Origin of the sequence: Sphingomonas sp. Leaf407 (genome assembly GCF_001425385.1) — a bacterium.
Lineage (GTDB): Bacteria > Pseudomonadota > Alphaproteobacteria > Sphingomonadales > Sphingomonadaceae > Sphingomonas.
Genome location: NZ_LMQO01000006.1, coordinates 1 through 15,205 on the forward strand (window position 1 = coordinate 1; position 15,205 = coordinate 15,205).

Below are 15,205 nucleotides of genomic sequence, written 5' to 3' on the forward strand. Positions count from 1 at the left end.
TGAACTGGCGACAGGACGATGCGATGAACTGGCGACAGGACGATGCGAAGGGATCGCCAAGTTCGTTATGGTCTGGGCGAAGCAGGATGGCACCTGGCGGATCACCAGCGTCCTCAGTTACGGGCACCGCGCCGCTACGCCTGCGGAGCAGCGAAGCGCCACTGACAGATAGCTCGTCGAGTGCCTCCTGATTCGGTTTGGCGGACCAGACCCACTTCCGGCCATTGAGATTGTGTTGCTCGCTTCCCAACTTCCGCCATTCATTCAGGTAAATTTGAGGCGGCGTCGGCAGGTGGCTGGGCCACGGCGCCGTACCCGGTCAGTTGGCTGCCGCTATGGCTTAAGCGGGTCAGACTGGACCGGAAGCCTCTCAGGTCCGCCGTCCCCCCGACGATTCCGACCACGCCCGAGCTCTGTGATGACGGCCATGGTCTCAAGCGCCGCCTTCAACTCGTCGGGTGCGGTGAGCCCGTACCTTGCGAAGTATGCCCGGATGTCGGTCGGGCAATTCACCGTCTTGGCCCAGCCTGTTGGATCAGATCCATACAGGGGCGACGGCCGTTTTCCTCGCCTACCCTCGTGCGAGCGTTGGCGCGACCAGCCGACGAGGGTAGGCCAGATTTTCTCGATCTCGAGGACGTATGACTCGATAACATCGACTTCGGGGAGCAGCTTCAGGTCCATCGCAGCCATGACTGCCTCGACTACCGCCAGCGTCTCCGGAATCCGCCTCGGTTCCAAGGGAGCCGCCCTCGTAACGGCACGATAGACGGAATGCACGGTGCCAAACCGCTCAATCGTGGCTGCGTTCGCTTTCAGGTCGCGAAAGCCCTCCCCCTTCTTTACACTCTTAGCTCTCGTTGCCTTCTCGTATTGCCCGCTGGCGAGCAGCATGAGTCTCAGGAATAGCGATCGCTCAACTACGGACTGCCGGCCAGCGAACCCGTTTTGAATCGCTTCGGCATATTCCCCGCGCTTGTGCTCGTACAGCAGGCCATGGGCCATAAACACGCGTTCGGCGAGCGCCCGCTGCTCATCGTTGGCCACTACGCGATCGGCGGTCACCACCTGCGTTTGCGAGTTGGTGGCCGAAGATATCTCCCGTACCAGCTCCTGCCTCTTCTTATGCTCAATGTCCGGTAGCGTAATGATTCGGACCACGACCTCCTTATCCTCGAAGAGAGCGGCGCGCTCGAGATCGGAGGCCGCATCCCAGATCCTGCTTAGGGTGAACGCCGTCTGCCCTCCGTTGATGATCTGCGGATTGCGCAAGGCCACCTGGGCCGTTTCTCTTTGACCCGTCCGCTCAGAAACGAAGGTTTCGTCAGACAATATGGTGATGCCGTTGTTCAGGAGCGCGAACTCGCCCGACGAACGATCCGTGATGCTTTCCCAAATCTGACGGTTTGTTGCCTGTTGCGAGAATTCGAGATATGATCTGGGATTAAAGCGCAGTATTGAATTGCGATATCGGGACATCAGCCGCGCAATCTCAATGGTTGGAGCAAGGATAACGGTGATATCCACCGGCCCGTGTTCTGTCCGCACCTTCGCACTTAGCCGGCTGCCCGCCGACTTATTGCTCATGTCGATATTAAACAGAAGATTGGCAAAGTAGGTCTGCTCACCCCGGAGCACGGGAATCACTAATTCCTCGTAGCACCGTTCGAAGTCATAGATCTCGACTTCCATGTCGGGAAACAGCCTGCCGGTCGCTAGCTGCTCATCAGTACGCACGTTAGCGAGCAAAACGACCCTGTAGCGGTAACGCGCGATGTCTGGCACCTCTGCCAGCTGCCGCTGCAGACCCTTGATGTGGCCGCTGTAGCTATTGCCATTCGCGTCCTGCCCCTCGCCCCTGAGAATCCGCTCAGCATCGATCCGGGAAACCTCGCCGATAGTAATATGTTTATCTGAGTAGTTCTGCGCGGTTGACCTGAATTTGGATTGGACGAGCACGACCACGCGGTTCTCGTGATCGATGTGGAATGCATCGACGCCACCGTCATAGGACGAGTCGGTAATTTGCTTCTCGCGATCGTTGAACTCGTGCAGGCCATATTTAGCTTCAAGGAAAAGGTGGATGTAAGCACGCGCGCGGGCTTGATCCCGCTCAGCGGGGGATTGGCTAGCGTTTCGGTAGATTGAACGCTGACCCGCCGCCGCGCCGCCCTGAACTATGCGGTCAAGGATATTCAGAAGGATTTGGTACTTGGCCTCTGCGCCCGTCATCCGGTGTCCTGCTCTCTGTAATTGCTTAAGGCTATAACGCTTCGCTGCAAAGCGTCACCTCCCGGGAAACGGCGCAAGGTTTGCTTTTGTGTCCTGTGGAACCGCGCGGTGAAGCAGTGCCGCGACCAGAAAGTGCCGCAGCGGACCCCTTCTGACGTTGTCACGTGACCCAGAGCCGGACGCTCAACGTCCGCCTGGCACCGCCCGAGAGCGGACACTCGTTCATCTTGATCGGACGCCCGCTTCGAGCAGCTCCGCTTGCCCCTCGATCATCGCGAGCGGGGTGGGGAGCAGACGTGCCGACAGTTGCTATCCTTCGCCGGTTTCGCCCCCGCTCGACTTAACTGGATCGATCTCGGCTGCAAAGGCGTCGAAGACGCCGTCCATGTCGCGGCACCGTCGTGGACGCGATGAAGCCAACTCGCTAATGTCGATCCTGTGCCTGGCGAGCGCAAAGCTGTCGCGCTGTTCGCGGATCTCGAAAAATCCCACAGCCCGACTGCGCTGCGCCAGCGCTTGCACCACGCTATATTTGACCGCGGTGGCGCAGCGCATACCGAAGACGATCTCTTCGAGCTCAAGCGGTGAATTCTGCTCGCCGCGCGAGCCGATCAGCCGCCATTCGCGCTCATAGATCCAGGGCTTGGCCTTGCGAAGCAGGACGTCGTCGTCAACGCGGCGGCGGGCCGCGTCATCGCCCCCGAGCATGGCGGCAACCGCACTGGCTTGGACAAGCCGGCTCCCGCCATAGCGCATCTTGCGGACATTTGACGTAGCGGCCGGCGGCACTGAATAGCCGATGCACAGTCCGCGATGCTGGTCGCCGTAATGGCTCCACATCAGCGGGCAGGTGGCGCGGGCAACCAGCGAGAATACGCCCTTGTCATAGCGGCGCAGCAGCTCTTCCTGGACATAATAGCCAAGCAAGAACCGCTCGGGATCCTCGATCTCATATTCCGGGTCGGTGGCGTTGTAGCGCAGATCGGCCAGCCCGCGCTGGGCCGCCTTGCGGCCATGCCGGGCGATATGGTCGAGGGTTTTGGGGCCACGGTAGCGGAGCGTCTTCGCTGCCGCCGACATCTCGGCGACGGTCCGGTCCTCGATCAGCCGCGCAAGGATGGTCTCGAGTGCGGCGTTGTCGATATCGGCGGCAAGCGCCGGTTTGGTGTCGAGCGGATCGTTGAACGTCGTTGGATCGGCAAAATAGACAGTATCGTCGATCAGCATCGACAGGGTCCGGTTGCTGAAATTGCGGTATTTGTAGAGCCGCCGCGGCACGCCTTCCCCCTTCACAGCGCCCACCGTACCGGATCGGACCCGGATCTGAACCCTTTATGCCCGGCGATCGGATAGAAGCGCGTCGCGATCGCGCGGGCATCGCTCTCGACCATGACGTCGTGGAGGAATTTGCGTTTCGCGACCAGAAAGATGCACCGCAGGCCGGAGTCGTCGTAGGTTTCGAGCTTCACCAGATGGTCGTTTCCAAAGTCGATATAGACCGGGCAGGTAGCATCAAGCCAGGTTCGGCGCGGGCGGACCCAGTCATATTGATGATGGCCGCGATAGGTCTGATCGACCTCAGTGCGAATCTCGTGGATGCCGTGCAGCTCGCCGAACTGCAGGTTCGCCTTGGTGATCGCCCGCTCGGGATAGTCGCGCCGGCCTTCGGATAGGCGGAAAAACATGCCGTGTGCCGCGCCCTGCATTGGCCGGCTCGCCTTTGCCCAGACGATGTCCTGGGCGAGTTCGGACGCGGGATCGGGCAGCAGATGGTAGATGTCGAAATTGTCGCGAAAGCCGCGGCCATCGATCACCCACACCAAATTGCCGTAAAATTGCTCGCGCGCGATGCGCTCGGCATCGGTCATCGCCGAATGCTGAACCTCGATGACGATTCCCGTCGGGGTCTTGATGTCGGCGCGGTGGATCTCGCCGTCGGGCGCGACGTGCGAAATTTCCCGGCACGCTGCGGGGAAGAGGTTCTTCCACGCCCGGTGCCACTCGGTCTCATTCTCCCACCAAGGATCGCAGCTCCTTCGGCCAACATGCGCCCAATGGTAGAGAATGCGCGGCCCGCATTTGGCGATCGTCGTCGCCCCGCAGTTCGGGCAAGCACCGCGGCCGCCCGTAAACGCCTCGCGACGCGCGCCATCGACTAGCGCATATTGCATGGCAAACGCCTTCCGCTGCGAATGGCGCGCTTAGTGCCCACGCAGTCCGAACTCCGCGATCACTGCAGGCCGCGCCGCGAGCAGCCGTTCGAGGTGACTTTCGGCCCACATCTCGATCCTCGGCAGGGACCCGGCGGCATTGTGCGCTTCGATTGCGGCGACGGCGTCGGCAGTGAAGCGGCCAGAGGTTGCGAACACCAGCACATCGACCCGCGGCGCTGGCCACAACGCCATCTGCTCTTTCGCGGTAGCCACCTCTGCGACGTTGACGCTCCGGCTCAGCCAATGCTTGCACTGGATGATGACGCGCAGCCGAAGGATGCCCGATAGCTCGTCTTGGCTGACGCGGATGACCGATAGGTCACGGCCGCGATCCGGCGCTCGGGTCTGCATCAGCCATTCGGGATTCTCATAACCCGGGGTGTCGCTGATCAGCGTGAAGACCAGCCGCTCGAAACCCTCATCGTTGAGGCTCGACCAATCGAGCGCGGTCGAAATCGGCCCCTTGGGCCGCGCTGCGACCAAGGCGGCAAGATCGTCGGTGCGGACGGGGACCGGTTCGTTGACGCCGTAGAGGCCCTTGCGCAGGGTCGATTTCACATTGGGCCAGTCCACCCGCTCGATGTCATCGAGATCGCCGACATAGCCAAATTTTATGTGACGCATCATGTCAGACCAGCGCACGGGCTTCGTGACGCTCGAGCCCAGTAGCACCTCGACCTGTTTCATATGCTCGCGCACCGGCGCCCACTGATCCGCGTGGAGCTGTGCGCCGGGCTTGGGGTCAGCGCCCGCGAGCGCACGAAGTTCGCGCAAGTCTGCGTCGATCTGATCGATCAGGCTGACGAGGGCATCGCGGATTAGAGCCTTGCGCGTGTTGCCCAGCCGGAAGCGGTATTCGCGCAACTCGCGGCCCGGCTCATCAACCCAGCGTTCGACCGACGCCTCCGCACCGACCTCGGCGAGCTCGAGCGCGTCGAGGCGGCTTTGCGCGATCTCGTCGAGATCGGGCGGCACAGCGGTCGGCTTCCACCCGTCGATCTTGGGCAGTGCGGCCAGCAGCAGCTCGAAGGAACGCGCGCGATCCTCATGCTCGATATTCTTTCCGAAGCCGATCCCGGTCGGGACGATTGCCGCGATTTCGTCCCAGAGGCGCTCCAGCTTCAGCAAGTTAGCTTCCGCGGCCTCGAATTGCTCAAGTGCGGCCATGATCGCGCTGGCTTCGCTAATCGTTTCTGGCATCGCTCGTCCCGGTCATTGATCAATCCACTATGCTGAGAAGATGCCAAAGAGTCGCGCCCGCTGTGCCCCCCGTCAACGGCGAGGCAATCCCGGCCAATCTGCACAAACTCGCAGCGGAACACGGTATGACGCAGGGAGACTGGGCGGCGGCAGCCGAGGTCGATTGCTCTAAACCAGCGAGATCGAGAACGAGCACAACTCGGGGCGCTGGATCTTGGCTGAGGAACTAGCCCGCTTGTGGCGGCATTCTCAGCCTCACCCGAAACCTGCCAGTCAGTTGACGGCCCAGCAGCGGCCATCACGCCGTCCGGATAATGCAAGGGCGGGAAGTGTGCCGAAAATAGTCACTCTGCCCCACCGTGACGACGACCCACATCCGGCCATTCAGACCGTACTGTCCGCGCGCCAAAAGCGGGCGTTCGTTCATCGCAGCATCATACGGCAGCTACGCGCCCCAATGTCAGTCAGTAGACCTACCAGTCGGCTATCCGGAAGCTGTCATTCGGATGCTCCGGCCTGCGCAGGCGCACAGCAATCGATGACAGTCCAGCCGCGCCCGGTGAGAATGTCGAGTTCGCCCGCGGCAAAGACATCCTTGCGCATCGCCAGGCACAGAAGATGGGTCGGTCGCGTCATCGCGACATAGTGCAGTCGCAGTCTGCCAAGCATCCGCGAACCTTCAGCGACCACATTGCCTCGGCCATTCAGGCGCGACCCGCCCCCCTTCGCGCCGAGGAGCCAGGGTTTGAGCTCGCTCAGGTGATGCGCGAAGTAAAAGCTGTCGAGCACGAGTGTCGCAGTATGGGTCTCGCCCTTAACCGAGTGGATCGATCCCAGGCGGACGCGGACCTGCGGGGCGTCCTCGGGATAGGCGAACAGATTGTCGGTTCGCGCGATGGCCGCAGCCCCGGCTTGGAGCGCTGGTGCGCCCTGCGGCCATGCTAGGAATGCCGCCGCATTGCCGAGCGCCTCGGCGCCGCTCAGCTGACGGACGACCGTCTCCGCGTGCGGACGCACCGCCGCCTGCCAATCGGCGTCCGCGATCTCGCCGCGGCCAGCGAGCATGCGCTCGATCAGGGCTAGATAGGCGGGATAAGCCTCGGTGCCGGTGAGGAGATCGACTACGCGGCGATGCGGCGACTTGCGCGTCATCCGCCCGTGCGTCCCGCCGGCCAGTTCGCTTGCTGCGAGCAGCGCCGATGCCGCCGCATTGACCAACTTGTCGCTGTTGCCGCTGCCTGCCATCTCGAACCGCGCGCGTGCCAGATATTGCGCGAAGCTGGCTGGCGCCGCTTCCTTGCGCGCACAGGCCGGATCATAGGTGGGGGCGTAATGGCCCATCGCGTGCGGCACCCGACCAGCATCGTCGAGATCGTGCACGCCCGCCACCGCGGTGAACACGCCGCGTTCAAGCACATGGGCGTCGAAGGTCGCGAGCAAATGCGCGCCATAGCGGGGCAGCACCGACCGCACGCTGGCGTCGTCGAACAGGAACAGCGTGGGCGCCTGGTGCGCGACGCCGTGCTCCAGCGGCGGCCCCGCACCGACCAGGTCCTGGGGGGCGACTCCGAGCGCCTTCACCTCATCGGCGAGCGGCTGCGCGAACCGATAGCTGCGTGGTATCGCCTGGACCGCGGCGCCGGGAAAGGGATCGGTCGCAGCGCCCGCGGCGCCGGCGCGCGCATAGATCGCTTGGTTCGAGTCCCCAAAGCGCTGCCGGCGCGACGGCGCGTCACCCGCGCAAAAGATCCGGTGCAGGAGCGCTGACTGCTCCTCGCTATTGTCCTGCGCCTCGTCGACGAACACTAAGGGGAAGCGCCGCCGGAAGTCTGCTGCGGCCTCTGGCCGCTTGTCGAGCAATTCGTTCGCCCAGACGAACATCTCGTCGAAGCAGAAATAGCCCTGTTCGCTGCCCGTACGGCGCGCTTCGAGGATCGCTTGGTAGGTCGGCGTCTGCCGCCCAAACTTGCCGGTGCTGCCGCCCGTATAGTCGGGGCGGGTGTAGATTAGGCACCCTTCGCTAAGCTGGGCCTTCTGGATCGCCCAGCGTGTGTTTCCGGGCAGAAGCCCCCAGCGCTTGGCGAGCGCGATTTGCGTATCGATGCACCGGACTACGAGACCCTTGGAGCGCAGCCAAGGCAGCGCCAGATACTCGTTCACGAACGCGTGGATCGTGCCGATGAAATGCGGGTAGCGGGTCAGCGAGATTCCCGCAGCCGAATTGCCGAGCTTGGCACCGATCTCGTTGCGCGCCGCATTGGTGTGCGAGAGTACGCAGATACCTTGGTGCCGGTGCGGCCAGCGCGTTGCCAACACGGCGAGCTTGGCGACGAGAAGCGTGGTCTTGCCGCTCCCGGGACAGGCCTCGAAATCGACCGTGTCTAGATTGAGCATCGCCCGGAGCCGGCTGTCGTCATCACCGACCGGCGCAAAGCCGTCCGGTCCAAGTCCCATGAGCGCCGCCGCCCAAGCGACGTCCTGCTCCCGGATGAGATCGTGGAACATTGGCTTCAGGCCGCCGCCGCCGGGCCCGGTGCCGCGGCGCCATTCGGCTCGGGCGCCGGGAAGGGCGCGGTGACGTGCGCAATTGCCGCGACAACATAGGGCGGCAGTAGCTGCCGCAACGCTAGGGCGGTGATCGTTCCGGCTTTCACCTCCTTCTCGAGCAATTCGGCGAGATATTGGGCGGCGATCGCCTTCGATGCGCCCTCGGCCTCGAACAGTGCATAGATGTGAGAGCCGAGCGTCTCCCGATCATGAGCGGCATCGGCCAAAGCCTGATAGGCCGCATCGGCCCCGGCGATCACCCCGGCCTGTACTGCGCCGCCGGCGTTGAGTGCGTCGTCCGCCAGCGCCAGCGAAGCGCCGCGATAGACCTGCTTGCTGAGCCCGTGAAAGGCGAGATCGTATTCAAGTGTCCATTCGTCGGAGACGAAGGTCTCGACCCGCTGGCCAGACGCCTTGGCGCGGCGTTCGGTACGACGCTGGGCAAGTTGCTCGCCGGGAAGGTCGGCCTTGATCCGCCATTGCCGCCGCGAGGGCGGTCGTGCCGGCACCGGATGGCCTGGTTCGAGCTTGCCGACGATCCACGGCGCCATATCGGGCATCACGTCCATGTCGGTCACGCAGGCGACGGGAATACCGATCTCGCCATCCCTTTCCGGGTTCTCGCGTAGGAAGATGCGCGCATAACGGCTAAGCCCGACGCCACCGACATTGACCAGCGACACCCCATACTCGTGAAAATCGCGCCCGAGCAGCTTGGCCACCACCGGTATCAGGATCGTCTCGGCATCGCCTTCGACGATCATCACCGCGCGCGCGAAAAACAGGTTCGCTTTGGTCACGTCGAGGAAGCGCTCGAGAAAGCGATAGTCGGAGGCGCTGAGCTGAGTCTTGCCGCGGCACAACGGGAATGCCCGCGCGCCCTCGATCAGCACCAGATTGTCCAGCTGCAGGTCCGAAGCGAGGTTCGGACTGTGCGTCGTGACAATGATCTGGATCTTCTGGCCATCGGCGCGGGGCTTGCTTGCCTGGGCCTGCAGGAACGACATGAGACGTAGTTGGCGCTGCGGATGGAGATGCGCCTCGGGCTCCTCGATCAGCAGCAGCGGGAAGCCGTCGCTTTCAGCCGCGAGGAGCAGCAGCTCGCAGGCCATGAACAGCAGATTGTTCGACCCAAGCCCGCGGTTGTGTGCGCTGTCCGCATCGGCCGACGCCGTCAAGGCCAGTTCCAGCTTTTCAAGAAGCTGGCGCAGCCTGAGATTGTCCTCCTGTGCTCCAGCAACACCGATGCGGGCAAGGAGCAGATCATCCGCAAACGACAAGGGCGCGAGATACTCCTCGTTGAGCCGCTTGCGCGCCTGCTTGATGCCTTCGCTTTCACCGAACAGGTGGCTGGCATAGTCGCCTAGCCCGAGCACACTGAGGTCTTTGGGCTCGGCTGGCGGGTTGGCGCTGCGATCGAAGCCGACGCCGGTGTTCCGAATCTCGGCGGTGTGCTGGAGGATCTGCGACAGCCGCGATCCGCGTCCGGCGCTCATCGCGCGTTCCGCATCGCGCAACGGGCGCAGATAGGTAGCGGTCAAAAGCGAGCGCGCGCCTAGGTCCATTAGGGGACCATCGCCTTTGGCGCCGGTGCGCCATTCGGGCGGAAGCACCCGCCGCGAGCTGCCTTCCTTCGCGTTGCGCTTGGCGATCCAGGTGACGATTAGCGCGGTCTCGAGCTGTTCGCCGACGCTTTCATAGGTGAGGAACTCGGCAAAGGCGCCACGGTCGGCAACGGTTAGGCCGCGGAAGGTCAGGCGGATGGCGATCTGGTCGGCGCGTCCCGCGCCGGGCGCGCTCTGGTGGAAATCAACCGGATCGACGCGCAGGATATCCTGGTCGCGCGTGCCGAGCACCAGCCGGACCGCATCAATGATCGCGGTCTTGCCCGCGTCATTCTCGCCGACCAGCGCCGTCAGCCCGGGATTGAGCGGAAGATGGAAGGCGCGCTCGGCCGATCCGAACAGCCGGAAGTTTTCGATCCTGATCTCAGCGATATACACGTAAGGCCCCCTCCAGGAGGGAGACTAGCACCCAAGTACACGCCAAGAACAGGTTCGCTGACACGAGAACGGGTTGATACTTTAGCGTAGACCTTCACCGAGGCGCATGCGCGGCGGTGCCGATACACGCGCGCAGCTCTCGGGACCGGTTGTATTTTGCGCGCGCAATTAAGGCATCCAGGAGGGGCCGCGTCCTCGATGAGGTAAGTAGGCAGCCCGCTTCTCGCGCTTTTCGACCCGAAGCTGCCAGTCGCCTTCCGGCCCAATTTCGGTCGGTTCAAAGCCCAAACGCTACAATGGCAGCTCTGGGCCGACAGCGGACAGGCAGCTTTTGGGAGATCGCGGTCGAAAAGCGGACACCGTAAGATTTGACCCCATCCCCCGTGAAAATCGGCCCGAGCCGGCTCCACACAGCGTCGGTTGATGCGGATGACAACTCCTTCCTCAGTGCGAACGCGCCAAACTATTATAAAATCGGTCGCAATTTTCGCAGCTACGGCGTCGCTTAGCGCCTCGCAGCTTGATCAAAAGTCGTCACGACGGATCAGCGCCAGCAACTCGCGAAACTCGTCGTTATCGTCACTCCCCTTCCAAAAATTGATAAAGCGGCAGACGATCTGAACATTGCCGTCGCTATAATGGCCCGCGCTGTCGATACGGTCGCACGATGGCGCTAGTCGCGGGTCGGCGCCACTATAGTCGAACGGGATGCCGGTGAGTGCACATCGGTCGCCTTGGACATCGGTGAGCCGCTCGAGCAACTTGCGCAGCGCATATTGGTCGAGATGCAGCTCCTTGTTCTTGACGGTGCGCAGAACGCTCTGGCCATTGGCGTCGCGCACGGTCTTCTCGACCGAGAGGATCATGGTGGCGATTGCCCGGTCACGCGCGCCGAGCTTGCGACCCGGATCGACGCCGCGCGACCCTGACCTGTTCCCGGCGGGTCCGGCAGCGGTAACCAGCGGCAGTTTGACCAGCAGCCAGCAGAAGGAATGGGCATCAATGAGATCGACATTGCCGAACCCTCCATGAGCTTCGAGCCGCGATCGCACGCCGGCAATGGCGTTCAAATAGCGCCGGTAATTGTCCCACGAACATTGGCCGCGCGTGACCAGGTCAATGCCGTGCTCGCGAAACGCCTCGTCGAAGCCGGTCGGCTGGATCGGCAGAAACCGGTCGCCGTCCTTCAGGTAGAAGAGATAGGCGAGAAGCGGATATTTGCGGTGCGTGAGGTCGGCGAGACGGTCGAAGACCAGACCCTCGTCCTCGCCGCCTGCGAACAGTCCGAACAGTGCGGCCTCGAGATCGCGGCGCGCCGCACCGCCATCAGCGGCTTCGAGGAGCGCGCGGTGATCACGGTTGGCGTGGCCGAAGCGGTTTTGCCAGAAGACGAGATTGTTTGCGAGATTGAGCCGGACATCCTGGATTTCGATTGCCGCGATGACATTGCGCAGGATCGCGCCCGCACCGATCGCGGCGTCAGTCCAGCTGGAAACATCGAGCAGCTCGAGCGCGCGGGCACGCAATCGCGGCTTGTAATCCTCCATCGTAGCCGCGACGCCCTCGGCGAAACCGGTGAAGGGACGACCCTTTTGCGCAACACGGACTTGGCCGAGGAAGCGCGCGGCACAGGCGTCGAAATTGCCGGCCGCCAAGCCGCCATTCAACCCGCTGTCTGACCATTGGTCACCGGAGACTCCGGGCGTTTGTGATGCGCCCGCGGTAGTGCCGACATCTTCAGGCGAGGTCACGAAGAAGCCGAGATTGATGAGCCGCTTCGCGGCGTCGTTACGACCGCCGCTCAAATCGAGAGCGCCCAGCGCCTGGCCGTCTCCGCCCGGCGCCCATTTGTACGCGACCGCGGCGATCGCCTTGGAGTCGTAACGCCGGCCTTCGTGGACAAGAAAATAGTCGCGCGCGCCGTTGAAACCGTAGCGTTCGAGAAACGCGGAGCGACCGATGTCGTCGAATTCCGCGATTGCGTTCAAGACGCCTGTGCGCGTGATGTCTCCCTTGGCGATAAGCCCCTCCTGTAATTCGACCTGACCCGGTCCGACCCGACCAACGCGAGATTGGCTAGGCTCGCCTCTCCGGCTGCGACCTGACCAACTTTAAGCTGGCTGGCGCTGCCCCGCCAATCCGGTTCTGTGCCGCGCACACCAAGTGAGCATGCCACCGACAATGCTGACCTGATCGAGCTGACCATGTTACGCAGACGTGGCCCGCCCGACCGCGTCCGTTCGGCAAGCCTAGTCCGGTCTGACCGAAACCCAGCCGGCCAGGCCTTACCGGCCTGACCCGGCCATACCCGCCCGTCCACGGACGATCGGCCAATCCAACGACGATCGTCTTAATCCGGCGACGGGCGGTCCGGCGGCCGCGGATCATTGCCTTTGGCTGCGCCGCGCGCGGCGATGTCCGCCAACACGGTTGGGCCTCGCTCGGCCAGTTCGCGAAGCATGGTTGCAATCTGTCGCTCATTGGTGAGCATCGCATGGACCAGCCGCCCCATGAACGACGGTTTGACGCCGATCGCGAATTGCGGTGCCCAGTCGAAGGTCGCGATCTCCTGGCGCCGCACCGCGTTGTAGTGCGCGCCGAAATGTTCGCCGTAGACGGTGGCCAGAACATTGGCGATGCGGTCGCTCGGCGCCGGATGAGTTTCGGTCGCGCCCGGCACCGCGAGTTCTAGGATCTCGAAAAACTCGCAGACCGACGAAATCCGCGCGATTTCTATTCCCATGCGCGTCTCGAGAGACGGCTCGGGGCCATCATGGTCGAAGTCGCGCCGTCGGGCGAGCTGATAGCCGATGATATCGGCAAGATATTCGGAGCGATGGCTCGGCGATCCGAAGCTCGAGTGCAGCCCATTGGCGAGCATCGACCTGAGCAAATGGTCGGCGAGAAGATGCCCGAGTTCATGGCCGACGATAAAGCCTTCCTGAAAGTCGAGCATGCCATGCACGACCTGGCTGCCGCGCTCGTCGAGCATCACAATCGGTCCGCGCGCCTCGCCGGCCCGGAAGTTGGCGGCGATCTCATAAACTATCGCGCGTGCCAGTTCGGCGGTCAGTTCCTGCGCCGGCCTGCGGTTGAAATAGACTACCTGATCGAGATGGTTTTCGGCGAAGACGAACTTCTTGATCTTGCTCAGGAGAATCATGAGCGAGGTGGTGACGATGACGGCGTAGCTGCCGCTGCCTGAACTGTAGACGGCGCCTTCGATCGCGATCGAGCGGACGCCGCGCACCCGCACATGGTCGCGGCAGAATTGCTGGAGCGCAGGCGGACAGTAGCCAAGCAGTTCGGCGTAGATGCGCTCGACCAACGTTACCAGGCCCAGGCCGCTGCTAATCCGCTCGACCTCGGCCGGATCGAGTGGCTCGCCAAGAGCCGCGTGCCGCGCGGTAAGCAGATCCTGCAGTTCGCGCGACGGCGGCTCCAACTCCGCTGGGATATCGAACCGGGCAGCGATGCGATCGGCAAAGGCGTCGGGCGTTTCAGTCACCGGTGAGGCGCAGTTCGCCGGCGTCGGTCATGCGGATACGATCGACGAGCTGGTAGCGGCCGGCGCCTGCATCAGCGATCATGCCGAGCGCTTTCAGGCGATTGAGCGCGTTCGTCAGCTTGGCTTCGGTGAACCCGGCGTTGCTGTAGGTTGCCTCGACCGCTTTCAGATGCGCGACCAACATGTCGAAGGTGACCAGCCGAAAGCCGTGCTCGACGCTCGAAAGTGCCCACGCCATGCTGAGCGCGGTCGCTTCATCGAGGCCAAAGGTCGCGACGAACGGCTTGCCGCGACCGATCAGCGCCAGTCCGATCGCGACCAACGCTGCGCCGCCGACCCAGCCAGTCACCGCACCGGCGGCGATCATGGCGGCGATGCCCGTTCCGCTCGTCATCATGGCGCCGGCAAGCCCGGCGGCGCCGAGGCGATCGCGCGCCAGATTGCCAAGCTTGACGCTGTAGAAGCGCTGATCGGCGAAGCGTACGACGCCGAAGCCGATACGCCCTTCGCCGCCGCCACCCGAGGACGGCACTGCGATTTGGTCGACGTTGATTTCGACCAGCGCGCGCAGGTTTTCCGCCAGCGCTGCCAAGCCGCCGCCGTTACTCCCGCCGCCATCAGTCGCCCGCTCGCCGCTCCCACCGCTTCCGTCGCTCGACGGTACGTGATTGTCAGCACCGCCGCGCGGCGCGAGATGCGCGTCGCCGTCTCTAAGGCGCATAAGCGCCGCAGCCAGATCTTCGTGGTTCATCGCAGATGTTTGCGCGAAGGCCGGTCAATGGTCCAGCCGATGCTATCACAACGCTGCAGCGATGCGGCGCGTGTCAGCCATGTTTGGCAGGCTGGGTGCGTTCGAACCATCGGTTCAACAAGGTGATCGCGGCCTCGCTCAGCGTGACTTGCATGCGGCGTCGATCGGACGGATCCTGGGTGCGGATGACCAGCGCGTGCTGTTCGAGAGACTTGAGATAGCGCAGCGCGGTCGTCGATGCCGATCCCGACGCGTGCGATGCGGAGGTGACCGAAACGCGGGTGCCGACCGACTGCGCGACGTAGAGATCGAGCAGCATGTCTTAGGACGGTTCGCCTAACATGCTGGAATATTCCCCGACGCACGTATCCCGTGCCCGTCGCGCGCGATACGCCGCTGCCGATGCGGCGACGCAGGTCGCGGCGTTCAACAAGCAGCGCCAGGAAGAGTATCTCAAGAATAGCGATCGGGTGGCGGCGCTCAAGAAGGAAATCGAGCTGCGCGACGCACAAGCCAAACTGGCGGCGTTCGATGCCGACCCCAAGCCCGACGAGTTGAAACCGGTCCAGCTGGCCAAGACCCAGGCCGAGGTCGAAGTCCTGAAGGCACAGCGCGCATTCCTCGAGGCGCAGGCAGCGGTGCTGGTGTCCAAGGCGAGCAACCCATGATGGCGGGACCGTCCCGACGCCAGTGAATGTCGGGTCAATGTCGGTACGGTGATGATGTGCTGGCTGATATTCGCCGTCGACCC

The 15,205-nt window shown here is 63.2% G+C and carries 11 protein-coding genes; 1 reads left to right on the forward strand and 10 read right to left on the reverse strand.

Annotated features, from left to right (window positions below; genetic code table 11):
* Positions 1-333: 333 nt before the first annotated feature.
* The 10 genes from ASG37_RS15655 to ASG37_RS15700 form a co-directional block, all read right to left on the reverse strand.
* Entirely contained in the window at positions 334-2,232 is a 1,899-nt protein-coding gene (locus ASG37_RS15655) for an AIPR family protein (protein WP_055762518.1), read from the reverse strand.
* 309 nt (positions 2,233-2,541) lie between these two features.
* Complete coding sequence (locus ASG37_RS15660) at positions 2,542-3,510, reverse strand: DUF2971 domain-containing protein (RefSeq protein WP_235525270.1); 969 nt, start codon at positions 3,508-3,510, stop codon at positions 2,542-2,544.
* An 11-nt stretch (positions 3,511-3,521) separates the two neighbouring features.
* Complete coding sequence (locus tag ASG37_RS15665; protein ID WP_055762524.1) at positions 3,522-4,403, reverse strand: competence protein CoiA; 882 nt, start codon at positions 4,401-4,403, stop codon at positions 3,522-3,524.
* A gap of 30 nt (positions 4,404-4,433) precedes the next feature.
* Positions 4,434-5,645: a restriction endonuclease gene (locus tag ASG37_RS15670; protein ID WP_055762528.1), complete on the reverse strand. Its 1,212-nt coding sequence runs from the start codon at positions 5,643-5,645 to the stop codon at positions 4,434-4,436.
* 498 nt (positions 5,646-6,143) lie between these two features.
* Positions 6,144-8,150 carry a UvrD-helicase domain-containing protein gene (locus ASG37_RS15675; protein ID WP_055762532.1) on the reverse strand — a complete coding sequence of 669 codons (2,007 nt, stop codon included), beginning with the start codon at positions 8,148-8,150 and terminating at the stop codon, positions 6,144-6,146.
* 5 nt (positions 8,151-8,155) lie between these two features.
* Entirely contained in the window at positions 8,156-10,195 is a 2,040-nt protein-coding gene (locus tag ASG37_RS15680) for an ATP-dependent nuclease (RefSeq protein WP_055762535.1), read from the reverse strand.
* A 524-nt stretch (positions 10,196-10,719) separates the two neighbouring features.
* Positions 10,720-12,183: a hypothetical protein gene (locus ASG37_RS18205; RefSeq protein WP_200909838.1), complete on the reverse strand. Its 1,464-nt coding sequence runs from the start codon at positions 12,181-12,183 to the stop codon at positions 10,720-10,722.
* Between the two features lie 362 nt (positions 12,184-12,545).
* On the reverse strand, positions 12,546-13,703 hold the full coding sequence (locus ASG37_RS15690; protein ID WP_055762538.1) for a hypothetical protein: 1,158 nt from the start codon (positions 13,701-13,703) through the stop codon (positions 12,546-12,548).
* A complete protein-coding gene (locus ASG37_RS15695; protein ID WP_156349245.1) occupies positions 13,696-14,454 on the reverse strand; it encodes a hypothetical protein in 759 nt (252 codons plus the stop codon). Before ASG37_RS15695 ends, ASG37_RS15690 begins: the two co-directional genes overlap by 8 nt.
* A 73-nt stretch (positions 14,455-14,527) precedes the next feature.
* Complete coding sequence (locus tag ASG37_RS15700; RefSeq protein WP_055762544.1) at positions 14,528-14,773, reverse strand: hypothetical protein; 246 nt, start codon at positions 14,771-14,773, stop codon at positions 14,528-14,530.
* A 22-nt stretch (positions 14,774-14,795) separates the two neighbouring features.
* On the opposite strand from ASG37_RS15700, the gene ASG37_RS15705 reads away from it, so the two are divergent.
* Positions 14,796-15,122: a hypothetical protein gene (locus ASG37_RS15705; protein WP_055762549.1), complete on the forward strand. Its 327-nt coding sequence runs from the start codon at positions 14,796-14,798 to the stop codon at positions 15,120-15,122.
* Positions 15,123-15,205 lie beyond the last annotated feature (83 nt).

Bases quoted from the DNA above. Each gene is read 5' to 3' on its own strand.
- ASG37_RS15675 (WP_055762532.1), bottom strand. From the start codon at position 8,150: ATGTTCCACGATCTCATCCGGGAGCAGGACGTCGCTTGGGCGGCGGCG.
- ASG37_RS15695 (WP_156349245.1), bottom strand. From the start codon at position 14,454: ATGAACCACGAAGATCTGGCTGCGGCGCTTATGCGCCTTAGAGACGGC.
- ASG37_RS15655 (WP_055762518.1), bottom strand. From the start codon at position 2,232: ATGACGGGCGCAGAGGCCAAGTACCAAATCCTTCTGAATATCCTTGAC.
- ASG37_RS15705 (WP_055762549.1), top strand. From the start codon at position 14,796: ATGCTGGAATATTCCCCGACGCACGTATCCCGTGCCCGTCGCGCGCGA.
- ASG37_RS15670 (WP_055762528.1), bottom strand. From the start codon at position 5,645: ATGCCAGAAACGATTAGCGAAGCCAGCGCGATCATGGCCGCACTTGAG.
- ASG37_RS15700 (WP_055762544.1), bottom strand. From the start codon at position 14,773: ATGCTGCTCGATCTCTACGTCGCGCAGTCGGTCGGCACCCGCGTTTCG.
- ASG37_RS15665 (WP_055762524.1), bottom strand. From the start codon at position 4,403: ATGCAATATGCGCTAGTCGATGGCGCGCGTCGCGAGGCGTTTACGGGC.